Here is a 17,851-nt window from a genome sequence, read left to right on the forward strand (position 1 = left end):
ATTGGCTATTTCTGCCCATCCCCTCGAAAAGGTAAAAATTAGTAATATCTAATGGATTGAGCCCTTCTATTCCCGGTTTCATATTCAAATATTCAGTCTCCCAAATATGCCCAATGCAATGATTTCACTTTTATAAAATCCTCTTAAACCAATCCAATTGTTGATGGAGTCTAACTACCGAGCCGACAATAATCAGTGTCGGCGGTGTCATTTCGGCCTGTTCCACACGATTGGGTATATCTGCTAGCGTTCCTATTAAAACCCGTTGGTTACGGGTCGTACCTTCCTGAATGACGGCAATGGGATGATCGGCCGGACAACCGTGTGCCATCAACGATTGGCAGATGGTTGCCAATCCGGCCAGCCCCATATAAATCACAACGGTTTGATTGGGACGAGATAATTGCTGCCAGTCGAGATTGATACTGCCGCCTTTTAAGTGGCCCGTGACAAATGTGCAGGATTGAGCATGATCTCGATGAGTCAGTGGAATGCCAGCATAGCTGGCACAGCCTGCCGCCGCCGTAATGCCGGGCACAACCTGAAAGCGGATCCCGAGTTGTATCAAGGACTCAATTTCTTCACCCCCACGACCAAAAATAAAAGGATCGCCACCCTTCAATCGGGCTACCCGTTTGCCGGCCAAGGCTAAATCAATTAACAGTTGATTAATCGACTCCTGCGGCAGACTATGGTTATCTCGCTGTTTACCAACATAGATTTTCTCGGCGTCTCGTCGAGCCATATCGAGGATTTCGTTAGAAACCAGCCTGTCATAAACAATAACATCGGCCTGTTGCAGCAAACGCAAGGCTTTAAACGTTAATAAATCCGGGTCGCCAGGACCGGCACCTATTAAATACACTTCACCCTGATTTGCTGTAGGATCAGCCTGCTGCAGTTGCGACCGAAGCAGTTCTTCCGCTTCGCTCTGCTTGCCTACAAAAACTAATTCGGCCACAGAGCCTTGTAAAATCCCTTCCCAGAAAACCCTGCGTTGAGTCGGTTGTGGAATGCGTTGTTTGACCAATAATTTGAATTTTTCAGCAAACTTCACCAACAGGCCAAAAGATGCCGGAATGGCACTTTCTACTCTGGCACGTAATAGTCGTGTTAATACGGGCGATACACCACTTGAAGATATAGCGATAAGTAGGGGCGAACGATCAATAATGGCCGGAAAAATAAAAGTACATAACGCCGGATCATCAACCACGTTAACGGGAATTTTCCGCTGATTCGCCAACTTGGAGACCTCGATATTAGTAACGCGGCAATTGGTAGCGGAAACCACGAGTCCCATACCGTCGATATCCTCATCCGTAAATGCTTTTTGGCGAATAACGATTCGATTTGACTGTTGCATAGTGGCTATCGCGTCGCCAATTTCTGTCGCAACGACGACAATGCTCGCTCCAGCCCGGATCAGTAATTCAATTTTTCGCGCCGCAATTTCGCCAGCGCCTACCACCAAGCAGGTTTGGTCTTTAACTTTTAAGAAAAGTGGAAAATAATCCATAACAGTTTTGTCTTACTGCTAGGGAGCCGAGCAAGCACTTCGATGATAAATCAGCTCTTCGACAGGACGGCCGCCAACCAGATGTTCGTCGATAATGCGCTGCAAATTGGCGTCGTTGACGTTGTAATACCAGACGCCATCAGGCTGCACGCAGACGATAGGCCCGGATTTGCAGGTGGCGAAACAGTGAGTGCGGGTACGCTTAACCCTAAGTTCGCCTTTGTCGATACCGGCCGCTTTGAACTTCTCGCCCAGGGTTTCGAATAAGGCCTGCGCTTCGCCATTTTCGGTGCAACGAGGGCCGGTACACACCAGCAAGTGGCGTTTGTAATCACCCATTTTGGGTTTTTCGGGCATCGGCGTGGTGTTATCAGTCATGGTGGGTAGGTTCCAGGGCAGTTGGGGCGCTAAATTGCGCTCGGTCATCGCGGTAATGCTGTAGGGCTGTGCTGTCGAAGCCTGTTTCGTCAGCGACCAACCATAAGTTGAATAAGGCATCACTTTGCTGATCAAGCACCTGAATGCCATGCGCTTGGTCATCTCGGCTGACAAACCAGATTTGCCACGCCTTGCGCCAGTCGATGTGTAAATGAAAGGCGTCGTTGACAATGCTCAGCCAGCTGTTTTTTTCCTGCAAATCAGTGCCGTTGATCAATAACTCCGCCACCGCGCCGCCTTCGCTGCGTACCACGGCGCGCAATTTGCCCCAACTCCGGAATGCGGCTAGTAAACGTTCATGACTGTCCGGGGCGGCACGTTGCGCGCAGAAAATGCCCGCATGATCGTCAGGCGTGGCTAGTCTGACAGCATCGAGAATTTCCGCCAAGGGTTGCGCGAAGTATTCCGCCGCCTGTTGTAACGTCACTTTAGGCGTGTCGCGCAAATATTGCCGCACACAACCTTTCCAACCCTCCAAGCCCATGCTCAGCGAACGACCTGCCTGTTCGCCTGTTCGGGTTTCGCCCGTCATGGCGTCATATTTGTTAGCATAGCCGCGTGGCGTCACCATCAAACCAGAGCGCACAAAAGTGCTGCTGTTACCGACCAGTACGGTAGTCAACATGCCGATGTCGCATTCTGCCATTTCAGCCAGCGTCACTAATTGAATATTTTGCAAGCTGCGATATCCGGATTTAACGATGGCCACAGGGGTATCGGGGCTGCGATGGCGCAATAAAATGTTTTGCGCTTCAACGATATGCTGAGTGCGACGGCCACTTTTCGGGTTGTATAAGGCCACCACGAAATCACCGCGCGCCGCGCTTTCCAGGCGGCGGGCGATCACCGGCCAAGGCGTCAGCAAGTCGGACAATGAGATCGAACAAAAATCATGGGTCAGCGGCGCCCCTACCAAGGATGCGCAACTCGACAACGCGGTACTACCGGGCACCACTTCCACCTGAATCGGATCATCCGGCGTCCAGCCACTGTCCAGCAGCAGTTCATAAGTGGGCCCGGCCATGCCGTAAACACCGATGTCGCCGGACGACACCATAGCGACGATTTTGCCTTGCTTGGCATGTTCGTAGGCTTCGATACTACGATCCAATTCTTCGGTCATACCTTTTTTGATGACTTCCTTGCCATCGAGCAAGTCTTGCACCAGTTTGATGTAGGTGCTGTAACCAATCACCACGTCCGCTTCCGCAATCGCTTGGCGAGCGCGAGCAGTCATGTGCTCATGCGCACCGGGGCCGATGCCCACCAGTAAAATTTTTCCTACTTTTGTCATTTGATTCTCGCTATCGAAACGGTGGCATTCTTGCCGTCCGCACCGCAATATTTATGTTTCTCGACCAGTAAATCCGACAACTCGGCATTGGCAGCTTTCAAAGCGGCCGCTTCAGCGACGGCCGGAGTACCCATGTATTTCATGACGACCTCGGATGGATTCGGTACCGGGATGGTGGCCAGAGTCTCAGCCGGGTAAAAATACAACGGCCAATCGTATATTTGGGCCAGTTGTAACAAGGCTGCTTCATCATTTTTTTTGTCAATGCTAGCCAAACCGGCTACTGCTGATACGTTCAGTCCGCAATGCCATAAGGCCTGAGCCAAGGCTTGCCGTAAGGTATCCAGGCTGACATTACGGTCACAACCCATGCCAATCATGACTTTCATAAGTTTTGTGTTTATGTTTGATCCATCGGTGGCCGGTACACCACCAGTCGCTCATCGAGCTGCTGCCAGATGGCTGGTTCGATGTCTCGGTGTGTGACCCATAGAATCGACCGGTATTGTTCGGTGTCGACGTCCTCGAAGCGCTGGAACAGATAAATATTGGCCGGCAACGGCGTGGGCCGCGTCCACCAGTTTGAACTACCGGCTTCTTGCACGAAGGCAATCGGCAGTTGATTAACCACGTCCGCCGAAACGCGCGTGATGTTGATCTTAGGCGCTTCCACTTGCCAACCCAACTCGCGGCCCAAAATGTCCACCGGTATGGTTTTGCCCACATCCGATGCGGTGGTCAGCACCGGCGTGGCATTCAACAAAGTGGCGACTTTTTCCGCATAGGCATTGGCGCCGCCGACATGACCGGACAGCACCGGAATCACGAATTCGGCGGCATCGTCGATCACCAACACACCAGGGTCTTCATCCTTGGATTTAAGATGCGGCGCAATCAGCCGTACCACCGCGCCCAGTGACACCAAAAAAATAATTTGATCATAAGCCGCGAACAGCTCGCTGATTTGCGCGCTCAATGCCCCCTGGTACACGCGGCGCGGATTGGCAAAATCGCCCAAATGCTCGGCTTGTTTCTCCGACACCACCACCTCCGCGTCGGGGAGTTGTGGTGCTAGCCGGGAGGCAATACCGGCGCCATGTTTGGTAATCGCCACCAGGGCGACACGCACTTCATTCATCGCTTGTGTCCTTTTTCTTGCGGCAACCGCGCTGCATTTCGCTGCGTTGACGGCCTGGGTTTTTAATAATTAGTAAAGACAAGTAATTCACCTTTTGCCCTTGCAGGCTGGCGATGTCATGCACCATGCGTTCTTCCGGGGCGCCGGTTTTTTCGATAAACCAGCCTTGATCGAGCAAATCACGGCGGCGCAGCAAATCGATTACATCGTCCAGCAAAGGTTTGACCTTAAGCAGCACCAAGGTATCGAAATCCTCGAGCAGGCGTTCAATCTGGTCAATGCCGTATCCGGCGGGGATGATGGCGATAGTGTCATCAACATCAGCCAGCGGTTCGCCACTACGCGCCGCAGCGGCATGAAACGACGACACCCCCGGCACTACTTCGACTGTAACTTCCGGCTTTAAGGCACGAACACTGCGTTGCAAATGGCCGAAAGTGGAATAGGTCGAGGCGTCGCCCTCCACCAGAAACAACACATCCTCGCCGCGTTGTAATAGTGCCAACACGGTCTCTGCGGCTTCCAACCAATAGCGAGCCAGAATATCCGCATCGTGAGTCATCGGAAAATGCAGCGCAGTATGGGCTTGGGGACATTCAAGACCGGCACGCAAGGCAATGTCCAAGGCATAACTGTCGCTATTTTTCTTGCGCACCGGATAGGTCCAATGACCGGCGCCGGAGAGTAATTCCCAGGCACGGCGGGTAATCAGGCCAGGGTCGCCGGGGCCGAGTGAGATGCCGTAGAGTGTGCCAAGTTTAGTGTTCATCGTGACCGCTTAATATGGGCTGTAAAGAATGGGTGGCCGACACGATCCACACCGGATTTTCGGCTTGTAAGCGATTCATGTTCAAAATCGGACTACTACGCGAGGCTTGAATCTGACAGACGTCCCAGTCTGCGCCGAGTTGTTTCAGGGTATCGACGGCGGTGGACAGGTTTTCCAGCGTGACGAAGTTCATCACCAGCCAACTCGCCGGGCGCAAACGCCCTAAACACAAGGCGATCAATTTCGCCAATTCGCCACCGGAACCGCCGATGAATACTGCATCCGGATCGGGCCAGGTGTCGAGAAATTGCGGCGCCTTGCCCTGCACGAAGCTGTAATTGCTGATACCCCAGGCGGCTTGATTCTGCTCGACATTGACCATGTCATCGGCGTTTTTTTCGATCGCAAAGACATGCCCGTTCGAACACAAGCGCGCAGCCTCTAGTCCGACCGAGCCGGAACCCGCGCCGATGTCCCAGACGATACTGGATCTTGTCAGTTGCATGCGGGCCAGCGATACCGCGCGTACTTCTCGTTTGGTGATCAGGCCTTTTTCCGGCTTGCGCTGTTGAAACCGGTCGTCGCTGATCCCAAACAGTACCGGTGCCGGCACAGCCGTTTTGCGTTTCAGAATCACTACATTGGGATCGCGATAGCTGTTTTGGGCCACTTCAGCGATGGCCAGCCAGGCGCTGACCCGCTGTTCGGGTTGTTTCAGCGCTTCGGCAATCGCCATCTCGAACGCGTCGGCCAAGCCTTCGATTTGCAATAAACAGGCGATGCGCGCCGGCGTGTTGTCCGGGCTGGTCAAAATCGCCAGTAAATCGTGTTGGCGACAGTGCCGGGCCAATTCGTATAAGCCGTGATTGGGCGTAGCGCCACGTATCCATTCGCCGGCATCCTGACTGTGCACGGAAACTATGCCGGCGTTTTGCCAGGACAATTTCAATTCGGCAAAGGCCAATTGTATCGTGCTGAGATTGGGTAAGACGCGCACGCGATCCGGGGCCAATTTGCCGGCCAGAAAACCGGCGATGCCGTGACACAAGGGATCACCGGTCGCCAGTACTGCTACTGCTTCATTTTGTGCCAACGCGGCATTGATCCAATCCGGCACTTGTTTGAGTTGCCCGGTTAAGTCGTAGTGTTTGGCCTGAATAATGTCTTTAGCCAGCGTTGCCAGCAGACGGCTACCGGCGATGACATGTTTGGCTTCACGTAATACCTGCAAGGCCTCCTGGCTCAGGCTGGCGACACCGTTATCGAGTACGCCAATAAAACTGCACATCGCTTGCATGATCAAATCCTTCCGGCTTCCGCCAGTTTGTTGCCATCAAAATCACACACCAGAACGCTGATGTGAAAACGGCCGGGATAACGATTTTCCAGCGTCGCGATTACTCGCCTGGCCAGTTCGACATGAAATGCGTGTTCAAGCCCCAGTTCAGCCATGCATTCCGAAGCGTAACGGGCGGTTTCCTGAGCAGCGATGGCCTCGCACACATCACCCGGTGCGCCGATGCCGCGGGCAATGTCGGCCACCAGTTCCACGTCAACCGGCGCGCGACCGGCATGCGTAATGGTTTCACCCTGAGCCATTTTGGTCAGCTTGCCGACCATGCCGCCGATAATGATGTTTTGAATACCGCAATGATCGGCGGCGTCCAGCGCCGGGGTCAGAAAGTCACCCATTTGCACGAAACAGCTTTCATCCAACTCGGGCAATTCGCGCATCACGAATTTCTCGGTGCGGCCACCGGTGGTCAGTACCACGCTAGCCTGCCCCTGATTGGCCGCCACTTCCACGCCTTGCACTACGCTAGCCCGAAATGCCGCCGTGGAATACGGATGGACGATCCCGGTCGTGCCTAAAATGGAAATGCCGCCGACAATACCCAAACGATAGTTCAGGGTTTTTTTCGCCATCTCTTCGCCGCCCGGCACGGAGATGGTCACCTGTAAGCCTCTGGTTTTTAGGGCTTCGGCGGCGATCAAGCGGATGTTATCTTCGATATTTTTGCGCGGAACCGGATTGATAGCCGGGTCGCCAACAGCAAGTCCTAAACCAGGACGGGTGATCTGGCCGATGCCTTCGCCGCCTTGCAATACGATAGTGTCCGGTTGTTCTATCCAAATCACATCCGCCGTCAGCCGAGCGTGATTGGTACAATCCGGATCGTCGCCGGCGTCTTTTTCAATGACAGCATGTGCTCTATCGTTCTGTACGAAGCTTTCTTCGACTTTGAACGCCACGTCTAGCCCATTGGGCAACACGCAGTCAATCGTGTTCGGCACGCGGCCATTCAGCAAACCCTGCACGGCCGCCCGCGCCGCCGCCGCCGAACAGGCGCCGGTGGTGTAACCCTTGCGAGTACCTTTGGGTTTGCGCTCAGGCATTGTCATGCTATCAGTCGTTTTTTTGCCGGGTTTCCGCCAGACTCAGCAAGGCATGGATTGCAGCGACCACCAGTGTCGAACCACCTTTGCGGCCACGGGTGATGATCCAGGGCACATCGTGTAATGCAGTGAGTAAATCCTTAGATTCCGCTGCCGAAACAAAACCGACCGGCATGCCGACGATGAGCGCCGGTTTGATGCCTTCTTCGTTGATCATCCGCAACACTTCCAACAACGCGGTGGGTGCGTTGCCAACCGCGACGATGCCGCCATCGAGCAAACCTAAGTGGTGCGCTTTGCGCATGGCTTGCACGGCGCGGGTACTGTTGACTTGTTTGGCCGCGTCGATGACGTCCGCATCAGCGATAAACTGGCGGGCGCTAATACCAAAATGTGCCAAGCGAGGCTGCGATAAGCCGACACAAATCATTTCCACATCGGCGACGATCGGCGAACCATTTAGAATGGCTTGAATTCCGCCTTCGACCGCCTGCTCGGAAAACTCGGTCAGGCCGTTGAATTCAAAATCCGCAGTGGCGTGGATCATGCGTCGCACCACTTGCCATTGGCCGTCTGAATAATAGTGCTCGCCAACTTCGCGGTCGACGATGGCAAAAGAATCGTGTTCGATCTGTTGCCCAGCCTGGGTGAGTTGTTCGGTCTGACTATTTTGGCTCATAAGGTGATCAATGATGGTGGTGATGTTCGGCCTGCTCGCGGTATTGGCAGCCGTCGCATTCCAGCATTTTCGGTGCGACCGGGTCGGTGGCTTCGGTAACTCGTTGATCGAGCAATTTAAAAATCGCCGGATCAAAACCAAAATAAGTACCGGCACCGAACGCAATTTGCGGGTATTGGCTTTGCAAACGCTCAACCTGCTTGGCAATACGTTCAATCAGCAGACCGGTGAACAGGTAATAAGGCAAAATCGCAATCTGCGTCATGCCCAGTCGCACTTGACGTTGCACGGCGGTTTCCAGACGCGGATGGGTAATGCCGGTGAAGGCGATGTCGACCAGTTCATGCTCGGTGACTTCAAACAGCCAGCGCGCCAGTTTTGCTAGTTCGCCGTTGGCGACTTTGTCTGATGAGCCACGTCCCAAAATAATCACGCCGGTGGTTTTCGGATCCGGCATGGCCAGGGTTTTCAGTGCGCTTTTCAATTGATTTTGCAGCACGGCCAGTAGAGTTTCATTGCTGCCCAGATGCGGGGCGTAGATGAATTCGACGGTTGGAAATTTTTCGCGGGCTTCCTCGATATGCTCGGGAATCTCCATCTTCACATGCCCGGCGGCGCTGATGATCAGCGGCACCACAATCACGCGGCTGGAGCCTTGCGCGGCGCGGCTCAACCCTTCTTCCAGCAGCACCTCGGCAAGCTCGATGTAGCACAAATCAATGCGCCAGTCGGGGTGCTGCGCCTGCCATTGTTGTTGAAAGGTTTGGATTTCTTGATTGCCTGCTTGGTTGCGCGAACCGTGGCCGACTAAGAGTACGGTGGTTGTCATGCTTGTTCCTTAGGGGTTGGCCGTTCGGCACGGCGAAAACGATGGGTAAAACCGGCATCGTAGAGTTTGGATTTTTTTAACGACGACCAATGACGCGCGCCCAAGGTGGGGCTGATGACGATCATGGCCTGGCTGTTGATTTTGGCGGCCCGGCAGCGTTCGCGAATATCGGCCAGCGTGCCGCGGATAATCTGTTGCTCATCCGGCCAACTGGCTTTGTGGACCACCAATACCGGTGCCTCATCGGCCCAACCGGCGGCTTTTAATTCGCGCTCGATCGTGGGCAACAAGGTAATCGATAAAAATAGACACAGCGTGGTGTGATGGCTGGCCAATTCTTGCAAGGATTCACCGTCCGGCATCGGCGTGCGGCCTTCAACGCGGGTTAAAATCACGGTCTGCGTGACTTCCGGCAAGGTCAGGCTTTCGACTGCGCAAGCCATGGCGGCAAATGCCGACGAGACGCCCGGCACCACTTCGACGGCAATGTTGGCCGCATCCAGCGGTTGCACCATTTCAATCAACGCACCATACAAACCAGGATCGCCGGTTTGCAGGCGAATCACTGTTTTTCCGGGCCTAGCTTGTGCGATCAGCCAGTCGCTAATCTGCTCCAGGGTCATGTCTTTGGAATCTTTGATCACACAAGTGCTGGGTGCCCATTGCGTCGCAGCGGCCTGTACCAGCGAGCCCGCGAACAAAATGGCGTCAGCCTTGGCGATTAAGTCGCGGCCTTTGACGGTGATTAAATCCGGGTCGCCGGGGCCGGCACCGACAAACCAGACTTTCGCGAGTTCGCTCATAGGAAAAATCCATCCGCGACTTGCAGGTTGAACGGAAAATAGTGGTGCAAATAGGAAGTCTGCAGCGAACCCACCCGGTAAAAATTTTCGCTACTGCTACGATTGCGTTGCGGGTTCGATGCGGTGAACGGCTGCAGCGTCGTTTCCAGCTGCGAGTGATGAAAGCTGTGCCCGCGAATTTCACCTTGTTCCAACTGCAAGCTGTGCATGCCCAGATTCACCAGTCGTTTTTGCATCTGTGCGCTGCCGGGTAGTAATCCGGCCATCTCTGCCGAATTACCGTCTTTATCGGTCAAACTCTCCAGCAAATATAAAAAGCCGCCGCATTCGGCGTAAATAGGTTTACCGGCTCGATGATGTGCATGAAGAGCTTGTTTCATGGCGACATTGTCAGCCAATGCTTTTAGATGCAGTTCCGGGTAACCGCCGGGCAGATAGATGCTGTCGGCCTCGGGCAATACGTGGTCTGCGAGCGGCGAGAAAAACGTCAGTTCAGCGCCCATGGCTTGCAAACAATCCAGATTGGCCTGATAGATAAACGAAAATGCGGCATCACGAGCTACGGCGATAAGTTTACCGGCCAGTAACTGTGGCGGCGGTGTGGTGGTGATCGGCACGAAGGCGACCGGCTCCGGCAATCGACACGGCGCAAAGCTGCTCAATGATTCTGCCGCACGCGCCAGACGAAGATCAAGGTCGCCGATTTCGTCGGCCTGTAACAAACCTAAGTGCCGCGACGGCAAGCCGACCGCCTCGTCTTTCGCCATCGCCGCCAGCAAAGGCATACTTTCCGGCAAAGCTTCTTCCAACAGTTTGGCATGACTAGAACTGCCGACTTTGTTGGCTATGACGCCGGCAAATGGCAAGTTGGCTCGGTAATGAGCTAATCCATACCCCACGGCGGCAAAGGTTTGCGCCATGCCGCCGGCGTCGATGACCACGGCTACCGGCACACCCAATGTTTGTGCTAAATCGGCGCTGCTGCTATCGCCGTCGAACAGGCCCATTACGCCTTCGATTAAAATAATGTCCGCGTCGGCGGCTGCGTTATAAAGCATCTCGCGGCAATGCGCTTCGCCCATCATCCATAAATCCAGCTGATAAACCGGTTGTTCGCAAGCAAAGCTCAAGATTTGCGGATCGATAAAATCCGGGCCGGTTTTGAAGACCCGCACCTTGCGATTTTGCTGGAGATGGTAATAGGCCAAGGCCGCAGTAATGGTGGTTTTGCCTTGCCCGGAGGCGGGGGCGCTAATCAATATCGCCGGGCAATAATGCATTGCAGAAGACTTAGCCATTAAAATTTAACTTTGGACAAAAGCCTGCCCGATAACGCACCCAGTGCCAGCCAAAAGAAAGCATTGTTGATGGACGTTAGTACCACAAAATGCTGTTGTAATGTTTCGGGCGCCAAGGCATGAGCAACTTCAGGATGCGGCGCACCAATCAGGTGCGGTAAGGCCAGTAAGCCAGCACCGCCGATTTGCAGCCAGCGCTGTTTGGCCAAGATCAGACCAAACAAACCCATGCCGGTAGCCGCCGCAGTAAATAGCCACCATGCTTGACGACTACGCAATTCGGCGCTGTCGGTACCGGGCAATTCCGGGGGCAATCCCAACGAAGGCGCGACAAAAAACACCAGAAAACCTGCCAAACCCCAGCCCAGTCCATACAGATAACCGCGTTGATTTCGCCAGTACATGGAAGCCGCGATCAACAAGGCAAAGCCGAAGCCAGTCAAACCGTTGAACAGCAAGGTAAAGCCGTTACGTTGCCAGCCATCCATGGGTTGCCAATCGTGGACATGCTCAGCCAAGGGCGTTTCAAACTGTTCGGCGGCCAAAATTAACGGCAGGGTTTGATAGTGTTGCAGCACACTGAGTAACAAACCGCCCAATAGCCCCGCCAGTAGCGAAACCGCGACCAGCTTACGAAAATCAGCCATGTTAATGGCAAGGAAAAGCAGCGCTGTGGCGTCCGTCGTGTGCGGCGTTATGTAGGTAATTATTGCTATCCTGCAAGAAGCCCAAACCTAAAACGATGGTCAGGCCCAATACGATGGCACTTAGGCCGGGCAGGATTTTTGCGGTTGATATGGCGGGGGATGCAGCGAGTGTTTTCATGGTTAACGTTCCCGGATCTGATAAACGGAATAACAGCACGGGATGACAAACCAAAAAAACCGATTTGACAGATCGCCCTCCGCAATACTGTTGACTACAGCTTTAGGCCTGTCTCCGGGCTCGTGACGAATCACCTACCGTTGCGGGGGCAGCGTCGGCATTTAACCGACTTCCAGTTTCACCCGCGTAGCGCGGGAACCTTAAAACTCAGGCGTGATTCTATGCTGGCAAGGGCAATATGGCAAACGATATGTGGCTGAGCCAAGGCAGTGGAACTACAAGTTCGCGGCTCGAAACAGAGCAAAATTGCGACAATAAGCTTTTCAAAGTAGCCGCTTCGTTGAAAAGTGATTTCCTGCTACTCCCTTTTCTATAAGTGGATATTACCTACTGCGAGAGGCTATAAAGGAGATGAGCATAACAAGCAAGCAATCGAATATTGGTCGGTATGTGTCGAAAAAGATACCGGAGTTAAGTGGAATATCTGGTGGTTTTTCCACTAAGGAACGCCATCTCCCTCAACAGACTTACGCCAGAAATCAGGATCGTTATATCGTGCCGCCAACGCATCGATGTCAACCTTGGCGTTTTCTTTCGTAAATTCAAACTTACCGATCAGATTCACATTTTGCCAGGCGACGGGCGAAGTACCTTTAATTATCTCGATAGCATCCTGGTCGTCGGCTGCCAGTTTTTGCTCATACACCCGCGACAAGATCAGCGTGTTGTAATGAATGATGGCGTTGGCAATAAGCCGGGAACAATCGTTCCAGATTTGCTGCTCCGCCTCGGTTTTTACCCGGAATTTGCCGGCATTGACATAGGAAATGGCTCGTCGCATGCGATGATACGCCTCGCCGCGATTAAGCGCCTTTTGGATGCGCTGCCTGAGTATCGGGTCATCGATGAAATCAAGGATATGAAGTGACCGATAAATATTGTCCAATTCCCATAGTGCCTTCTTGGTCTGGTTCTGCCGCTTATAACTGGCGAGCTTACGCACGATGGTTGCTTGAGTCACGTCTTTTTGAGCAAGCGAAGCCAGAATGCGCTGGATATTCGGCCACTCCTTGCAGATTAAGGTATCAAAGACCTTACGCGAGGGCTTAATCAGGATATCGCCATAACGGTTTGGGTGCTGGAACCCAACCAGGCTATCGATCTTTTTATGCAGGTCACGATAACGTGGCGAAAATTGGTAGCCGAAGACGCGCAAGATAAAGAAATTCACTTGATTGGTGCCATGCGTGTCCGTCGAATGCCTTTCCGGCTTGATCTCCGTTGTATTGTTGTACAGGATGTCGAACACGAAATGTGATTCGTGTTCGTGTGCACCGATAATCTTGGCATTAATCGGGACATGATTCATGGCCAAGGTAATGGAGTTTACGCCTTTCTTTAGCGCGAAAAACTTGCTGGAGTGTCGGGCATTGATCGTGTCGATCTGCGTAACTATATGTTGGCCGTCACTGCTAGAATGCTTCTGGTGGTGGATGTCGTACGCTTGGAAAACGGGTAACGCAGCCGTAGCGTTGGAAATGGCGTCATTCGCTGCATGCAGCGTTTCCGCCCGCAGGAAATTTCGAGCCGTCGTCAGCAACGCAGAATGACTAAGCCCCGAGACTTCCGCCATTTTCCATAAGCCCATATTGGTACCCATGGCAACAATACACGCCAGGATCGGTTTCGGATCGGCATCTTGTTTGACGTAGCGCTCCAAAACGTGGGCAAATGACTTCAAGAATCCTGTTCTTTCAGCAACAAACCAAAGCAGGTCGGCCACGCCGATACTTGGCAATTGACCATAGAAAGGACTGTTGGTTGGCTCTTCCTCGGAGGGATAAACCAATGTCCAGCGAAGCTTGTCGCCGCTACCGGTGATTTTGATATGTTTATTGTCGCCGCTTTCAATGCGCTGGTTCACTGATTTGTACTTGGCTTCCAGTTCCCGCTTGAGCGCGGCTAACGTATCCTGGATTGGTGTCAACAGAATCGGGGCGCCGATTTCTTGCAATATCGCGTCTTTATCCTTATTCCAGCGCTCGGCGTTGATCAGGTCGTCATCAAAGCTGCGAAATTCGTTACTATCCCGAACAAATACGTCACAGGCTTCAAGCGCCTTCCGTAGCTCGCGGTATACCAGGAACTCATAGCGATCAACCTCCAGGGTTTTCTTTTTTTGTTCTTCCGTACGGGTATATAAATACCGTTGCAAATTCTTTGCGATGATTCCGGTCGGGAAGTTGGCCGGGTTCATTTGTCGTGGTGTCTTGCCCTGGCGCAGCAGCTCCTGTAGAAACAAAATGGCTTTCAACAGTGGTTCATCCGACACCAGGCAGACGAAATCGAGGTTGCAGAACAAATGTCGTAAATTGAGCTTGAATTTGTGCCGTAGCGTGCCGTAATACGACCATTCAAAAGCGGTTTTATCGAATTCGATGTTACGCATAAAACCGGATACGACTGGAAAGCTCTCGATGTTGAGTAGCTCGAAAGCCTTTTCCTTGATGGCCGCAAACGGTGTTTCGTCAGGGATTGAATTGTCGATGAACAGTTCCAGAACTTGGCCTGCCGCCTGTAGATTCGCGCCGGCCTCGTTGATGGCTTGCTGCATGGCCTCATCGGCGGCAAGTTTGGCTTGTTTCTCGTATTGGCCTATTAGACAAATCAGGGCTTCGATCAAATTATCGTTAATTTGCCGAAAGCGATGAAAGGCGAAACACAGCAAATACAGGCGTGTTGTGGGTTCCGCCATACGCCGCAGCTTGTAGACGGAGTAGAACGGAACCAATGATGCATAGTATTTTATACTCTCATTGGACAGGCCGGCAGTACCCAGAAAGCTTTGCCCGAATTCATACAGCGGCTGAAAAAATTTGCGGCGGTCAACCTCCTGGCGTAACTCGCGGTAACTGAAATCCTTAGGCTCGTGTTTGAGTAGGCTGATGCGGTACATGCCTTCCTCAGACTCAAGCAAGGCTTCGAGTTGCTTGTCGACATCCGGCGTCATGGCTTTAACCAGTAAGCTCGTAATCCGCCGACGTTCGCCAGTCACAACCCGGCTCACCATGTCCTGTAGATAAGTGTAGCCTGGAGCAATTAGGCGTTGGTTTGTAAGGTATTGTAAGGTTTCGCGTAGGATGTAAATCGGCTGTGTCGACAGCATGGCGACCCGCTGCGCTTTCTGTTCCAGTGCCGCCTTGGCCTCGCCGTCGCATAGGCGATAATCGAATAACTGGAGGATGATCTGTTGCTGTTCGAGCCGGGTCGGCTTGGAAAGGGTTTTGATCTTATCTAATGCCTGGTCGGGGAAATACCGCTGGAGAATATAGTGTAGGTCGCCGAGCACGGCCTCCCGCCCGTAAACAAAAAACTGTTGCTTGGCCTTGAAATACCCGATTTGAAGGATTAAATGGACTGCCGATGAGCGGGCATAAACGGCGTCGACAGCTTTCTGTTCAATCACGCTTAAATCGAAGAAGAGACTGCGGTCGTCATCGCTGAGACGAGGCAACCCGTATAGATCATCGATTTCACTTTTCGTCAGGATAGACAGGCGGCGCGAATTGACGTTCATTCGGCACCGCTTTTCGGCGAGTGCAGAAAGTACACTTTTTGCACTCTATGTTCACCGATCCTTTTCAATTTCAATTCCTTCAATTTTGAGTGCAAAAACCTTTGCCAAAATCATAATGCATTTAACCCTACTATGTGATAACTTTTTGCACCATGCAAACCAATACGACTACGCCATTTCATCGAATCGGCTATGCCCGAGTCAGCAGTACCGGTCAAAATCTGGATTCTCAGATTGATGCGTTGCAAAAAGCCGGGTGCGGCAAAATTTTTTCGGACAAGATGACCGGCTCGCACATGGATCGACCCGGCTGGGATCAGCTTTTAGAATATGCTCGCCCAGGCGATACCTTGGTCGTCAGTGAACTAAGCCGCATGACGCGCTCGTTGATGGATTTACTGACAACGGCAAAGGTGTTGGAACAGCGGCAAATTAACTTAGTGTCATTGCGCGAAAATATCGATACTACATCCGCAACTGGCCGTTGTTTCTTGTCGATGATGGGCGCTATTCACCAAATGGAACGGGAACTTCGCGCAGAGCGGGCGGCTGCCGGCCGTTCGTCCGCTAAAGCGCGGGGCAAAACGGGTGGAAGACCTAAAACTGACCCAGAAAAATTGGAGAATGCCAGAATCTTATACGAAAATTCAGGCAAAACCGCTGCTGAAGTTTGTGAGATTGCCGGTGTGGGTAGACGGAAATTCTTCTCCCACATCGCAGAAAAACGAAATAGCTCTGGAAAAACTTAAAACATCAAATGAGCTACAGAACTTGGTTTACAGAACATGGAAATAAACACAAAGCTATAGTTGAAAAACTACAAGCTAAATGTTTAAGTAAAGAAGATATTGTCGATTATTTTGACTTCGATAATATGGTGAAATCTGAATCTGACTTTTGCGAACTTTACGCTGACAGGAAAAAATGCCACGATGTGGAGAATATAAACTGTTATCTTTGTGCATGTCCATTATTTCGATTCAATTCTGATGGCATAGAGAAAATCGACGATAAAACTGTTTTCAGTTACTGTGAAGTAAACTCAAAATTTGGGCATCATGGTGTTTTTGGAGATAAAATTCATCAAGACTGTTCACAGTGTACCGTTCCTCACAGCAAAAAATATGTTTTGAGGAATTACGACAATTGGTTTTCGGTCATGGCAAGCTGTGATGTGTCTTTATTACTAATTGACGGCTAAAGGAAATAAGTATGAATCTTCTGGAAAAGTCAGACGAGGAAATATTCAATGAGATAACCCCCATCATGGATAATATGATGGAAGGTTCCACTGAAATTAATCATGCTAAGCATACTCGTGACTTTACAGATAGGATGAAAGCGATTGTTACCCCGGAAAATCTTCAATGCATGTGCAAGGACTACCAGGCAAGGTGGGGATTATTCGGCAAACGAGAGTTTGTCGCCCTGTTTAGACGTAAGCATTCGATAGTAGTGGTCTGGAAACAATATTGCTCCAATTCGACAGATGAGCACGTTGCCGAGGCGGTGTTTGTCGAACATGGTAATCGTTTGCTGATAGATCATGCTATGGTCTATTAAATTTATAACAATACGGTTTCAGAGTGGCTTGTAAGGTTAATGGTCATCGCCGGAACTGAAGGGTATACCGAGAGCGCCGATTCTCTAATCGCACGGTACGAGAGCGTTTCGTTTGCCGAGAAATACGAGTCTGTCTTTCACTTGATGCCAGAAAAAATAAGCGATGTTTTGGACATCGGTGCGGGTACAGGAGTCGATGCTGCTTGGTTCGCGGCAGCGGGACATCGGGTACTCGCCGTTGAGTCAACGGATCGCCTTCGAGATTCTGCGGAAGCGATTCACCCATCGCCGCTGATCGAGTGGGTTGCCGATAGCCTTCCCGATCTACGAAAGCTAATTTCTCTTGGTCAAAGCTTTGACCTTGTACTCTTGACTGCGGTATGGATGCACCTAACCCAGCAAGAACGTCAGAAGGCATCGCCGCATTGCTCAAGGCTGATGGAGTTATGCTCATGTCGCTTCGGCATGGACCTGTTCCAAAAAATCAGCGAATGTTCCAAGTATCAGCCTACGAAACAACCCTGCTTGCCGAACGAGAAGGTCTGAGCAACATTCCAAACATTGAAGTTCAGTCTGCCCAGTTTATCAATCGCCAGGCTGGTGTTACTTGGTCATGGCTTGCCTTCAGAAAGTGTTAGGTCTAGCTCTCCGTCGAGGCGAACGCGGGCAGATATAAGCATTTTCTAATTTTTACCTTTTCGAGGGGATGGGCAAAAATAGCC

At 51.9% G+C, this 17,851-nt stretch carries 19 protein-coding genes and 1 riboswitch; of the genes, 4 read left to right on the forward strand and 15 right to left on the reverse strand.

Translation table 11 applies throughout. The annotated features are described in order from the left end of the window. Positions 1-130: 130 nt before the first annotated feature. From cysG to A1332_RS10890, 15 genes are all read right to left on the reverse strand, one after another. Positions 131-1,519, reverse strand: coding sequence for a siroheme synthase CysG (gene cysG / locus A1332_RS10825; RefSeq protein WP_064008505.1), 1,389 nt, complete (start codon positions 1,517-1,519; stop codon positions 131-133). Between the two features lie 18 nt (positions 1,520-1,537). Beyond that, a complete protein-coding gene (locus tag A1332_RS10830; protein WP_064008506.1) occupies positions 1,538-1,897 on the reverse strand; it encodes a (2Fe-2S) ferredoxin domain-containing protein in 360 nt (119 codons plus the stop codon). Further along, positions 1,890-3,251 carry a precorrin-3B C(17)-methyltransferase gene (cobJ, locus tag A1332_RS10835; RefSeq protein ID WP_064008507.1) on the reverse strand — a complete coding sequence of 454 codons (1,362 nt, stop codon included), beginning with the start codon at positions 3,249-3,251 and terminating at the stop codon, positions 1,890-1,892. Before cobJ ends, A1332_RS10830 begins: the two co-directional genes overlap by 8 nt. After that, complete coding sequence (locus A1332_RS10840; RefSeq protein WP_064008508.1) at positions 3,248-3,640, reverse strand: cobalamin biosynthesis protein; 393 nt, start codon at positions 3,638-3,640, stop codon at positions 3,248-3,250. The genes cobJ and A1332_RS10840 overlap by 4 nt, the downstream gene beginning before the upstream one ends. A gap of 11 nt (positions 3,641-3,651) precedes the next feature. Continuing rightward, complete coding sequence (locus A1332_RS10845) at positions 3,652-4,389, reverse strand: cobalamin biosynthesis central domain-containing protein (protein WP_064008509.1); 738 nt, start codon at positions 4,387-4,389, stop codon at positions 3,652-3,654. Further along, on the reverse strand, positions 4,382-5,158 hold the full coding sequence (gene cobI / locus A1332_RS10850; protein WP_064008510.1) for a precorrin-2 C(20)-methyltransferase: 777 nt from the start codon (positions 5,156-5,158) through the stop codon (positions 4,382-4,384). Before cobI ends, A1332_RS10845 begins: the two co-directional genes overlap by 8 nt. After that, on the reverse strand, positions 5,148-6,455 hold the full coding sequence (locus A1332_RS10855; RefSeq protein ID WP_064008511.1) for a bifunctional cobalt-precorrin-7 (C(5))-methyltransferase/cobalt-precorrin-6B (C(15))-methyltransferase: 1,308 nt from the start codon (positions 6,453-6,455) through the stop codon (positions 5,148-5,150). Before A1332_RS10855 ends, cobI begins: the two co-directional genes overlap by 11 nt. A 2-nt stretch (positions 6,456-6,457) precedes the next feature. Continuing rightward, complete coding sequence (locus A1332_RS10860; RefSeq protein ID WP_231886717.1) at positions 6,458-7,561, reverse strand: cobalt-precorrin-5B (C(1))-methyltransferase; 1,104 nt, start codon at positions 7,559-7,561, stop codon at positions 6,458-6,460. A 4-nt stretch (positions 7,562-7,565) separates the two neighbouring features. Continuing rightward, complete coding sequence (locus A1332_RS10865) at positions 7,566-8,234, reverse strand: precorrin-8X methylmutase (protein WP_064008513.1); 669 nt, start codon at positions 8,232-8,234, stop codon at positions 7,566-7,568. A 7-nt stretch (positions 8,235-8,241) separates the two neighbouring features. After that, positions 8,242-9,063, reverse strand: coding sequence for a sirohydrochlorin chelatase (locus tag A1332_RS10870; RefSeq protein ID WP_064008514.1), 822 nt, complete (start codon positions 9,061-9,063; stop codon positions 8,242-8,244). Further along, positions 9,060-9,866 (reverse strand): precorrin-4 C(11)-methyltransferase, encoded by an 807-nt coding sequence (cobM, locus tag A1332_RS10875; RefSeq protein WP_064008515.1) that lies wholly within the window; start codon positions 9,864-9,866, stop codon positions 9,060-9,062. Before cobM ends, A1332_RS10870 begins: the two co-directional genes overlap by 4 nt. Then, entirely contained in the window at positions 9,863-11,164 is a 1,302-nt protein-coding gene (locus tag A1332_RS10880) for a cobyrinate a,c-diamide synthase (RefSeq protein ID WP_082879641.1), read from the reverse strand. The genes cobM and A1332_RS10880 overlap by 4 nt, the downstream gene beginning before the upstream one ends. Further along, a complete protein-coding gene (locus tag A1332_RS10885; RefSeq protein ID WP_064008516.1) occupies positions 11,164-11,811 on the reverse strand; it encodes a CbtA family protein in 648 nt (215 codons plus the stop codon). The genes A1332_RS10880 and A1332_RS10885 overlap by 1 nt, the downstream gene beginning before the upstream one ends. A 1-nt stretch (position 11,812) precedes the next feature. Then, positions 11,813-11,989 (reverse strand): CbtB domain-containing protein, encoded by a 177-nt coding sequence (locus tag A1332_RS24770; RefSeq protein ID WP_082879642.1) that lies wholly within the window; start codon positions 11,987-11,989, stop codon positions 11,813-11,815. 87 nt (positions 11,990-12,076) lie between these two features. Next, positions 12,077-12,207, reverse strand: a riboswitch (cobalamin riboswitch). A gap of 281 nt (positions 12,208-12,488) precedes the next feature. Next, positions 12,489-15,566: a Tn3 family transposase gene (locus tag A1332_RS10890; RefSeq protein ID WP_064008517.1), complete on the reverse strand. Its 3,078-nt coding sequence runs from the start codon at positions 15,564-15,566 to the stop codon at positions 12,489-12,491. A 152-nt stretch (positions 15,567-15,718) separates the two neighbouring features. Here A1332_RS10890 and A1332_RS10895 point away from each other — a divergent pair, with 152 nt between their 5' ends. The 4 genes from A1332_RS10895 to A1332_RS10910 are packed head-to-tail and all read left to right on the forward strand — an operon-like array spanning position 15,719 to position 17,675. Then, positions 15,719-16,315 carry a recombinase family protein gene (locus A1332_RS10895; RefSeq protein WP_064008518.1) on the forward strand — a complete coding sequence of 199 codons (597 nt, stop codon included), beginning with the start codon at positions 15,719-15,721 and terminating at the stop codon, positions 16,313-16,315. 8 nt (positions 16,316-16,323) lie between these two features. Further along, entirely contained in the window at positions 16,324-16,767 is a 444-nt protein-coding gene (locus tag A1332_RS10900; protein ID WP_064008519.1) for a hypothetical protein, read from the forward strand. A gap of 11 nt (positions 16,768-16,778) precedes the next feature. Further along, entirely contained in the window at positions 16,779-17,129 is a 351-nt protein-coding gene (locus A1332_RS10905; RefSeq protein ID WP_064008520.1) for a hypothetical protein, read from the forward strand. A 39-nt stretch (positions 17,130-17,168) separates the two neighbouring features. Further along, entirely contained in the window at positions 17,169-17,675 is a 507-nt protein-coding gene (locus tag A1332_RS10910) for a class I SAM-dependent methyltransferase (protein WP_197491441.1), read from the forward strand. Positions 17,676-17,851: the final 176 nt, after the last annotated feature.

This window comes from Methylomonas methanica, from assembly GCF_001644035.1.
In the GTDB taxonomy this organism is placed as follows: Bacteria; Pseudomonadota; Gammaproteobacteria; order Methylococcales; family Methylomonadaceae; genus Methylomonas; species Methylomonas methanica_A.

What these genes read in the sequence shown, in the direction of transcription:
- cysG (WP_064008505.1), bottom strand. Translation starts at nt 1,519, where the DNA reads ATGGATTATTTTCCACTTTTCTTAAAAGTTAAAGACCAAACCTGCTTG.
- A1332_RS10830 (WP_064008506.1), bottom strand. Translation starts at nt 1,897, where the DNA reads ATGACTGATAACACCACGCCGATGCCCGAAAAACCCAAAATGGGTGAT.
- cobJ (WP_064008507.1), bottom strand. Translation starts at nt 3,251, where the DNA reads ATGACAAAAGTAGGAAAAATTTTACTGGTGGGCATCGGCCCCGGTGCG.
- A1332_RS10840 (WP_064008508.1), bottom strand. Translation starts at nt 3,640, where the DNA reads ATGAAAGTCATGATTGGCATGGGTTGTGACCGTAATGTCAGCCTGGAT.
- A1332_RS10845 (WP_064008509.1), bottom strand. Translation starts at nt 4,389, where the DNA reads ATGAATGAAGTGCGTGTCGCCCTGGTGGCGATTACCAAACATGGCGCC.
- cobI (WP_064008510.1), bottom strand. Translation starts at nt 5,158, where the DNA reads ATGAACACTAAACTTGGCACACTCTACGGCATCTCACTCGGCCCCGGC.
- A1332_RS10855 (WP_064008511.1), bottom strand. Translation starts at nt 6,455, where the DNA reads ATGCAAGCGATGTGCAGTTTTATTGGCGTACTCGATAACGGTGTCGCC.
- A1332_RS10860 (WP_231886717.1), bottom strand. Translation starts at nt 7,561, where the DNA reads ATGACAATGCCTGAGCGCAAACCCAAAGGTACTCGCAAGGGTTACACC.
- A1332_RS10865 (WP_064008513.1), bottom strand. Translation starts at nt 8,234, where the DNA reads ATGAGCCAAAATAGTCAGACCGAACAACTCACCCAGGCTGGGCAACAG.
- A1332_RS10870 (WP_064008514.1), bottom strand. Translation starts at nt 9,063, where the DNA reads ATGACAACCACCGTACTCTTAGTCGGCCACGGTTCGCGCAACCAAGCA.
- cobM (WP_064008515.1), bottom strand. Translation starts at nt 9,866, where the DNA reads ATGAGCGAACTCGCGAAAGTCTGGTTTGTCGGTGCCGGCCCCGGCGAC.
- A1332_RS10880 (WP_082879641.1), bottom strand. Translation starts at nt 11,164, where the DNA reads ATGGCTAAGTCTTCTGCAATGCATTATTGCCCGGCGATATTGATTAGC.
- A1332_RS10885 (WP_064008516.1), bottom strand. Translation starts at nt 11,811, where the DNA reads ATGGCTGATTTTCGTAAGCTGGTCGCGGTTTCGCTACTGGCGGGGCTA.
- A1332_RS24770 (WP_082879642.1), bottom strand. Translation starts at nt 11,989, where the DNA reads ATGAAAACACTCGCTGCATCCCCCGCCATATCAACCGCAAAAATCCTG.
- A1332_RS10890 (WP_064008517.1), bottom strand. Translation starts at nt 15,566, where the DNA reads ATGAACGTCAATTCGCGCCGCCTGTCTATCCTGACGAAAAGTGAAATC.
- A1332_RS10895 (WP_064008518.1), top strand. Translation starts at nt 15,719, where the DNA reads ATGCAAACCAATACGACTACGCCATTTCATCGAATCGGCTATGCCCGA.
- A1332_RS10900 (WP_064008519.1), top strand. Translation starts at nt 16,324, where the DNA reads ATGAGCTACAGAACTTGGTTTACAGAACATGGAAATAAACACAAAGCT.
- A1332_RS10905 (WP_064008520.1), top strand. Translation starts at nt 16,779, where the DNA reads ATGAATCTTCTGGAAAAGTCAGACGAGGAAATATTCAATGAGATAACC.
- A1332_RS10910 (WP_197491441.1), top strand. Translation starts at nt 17,169, where the DNA reads ATGGTCATCGCCGGAACTGAAGGGTATACCGAGAGCGCCGATTCTCTA.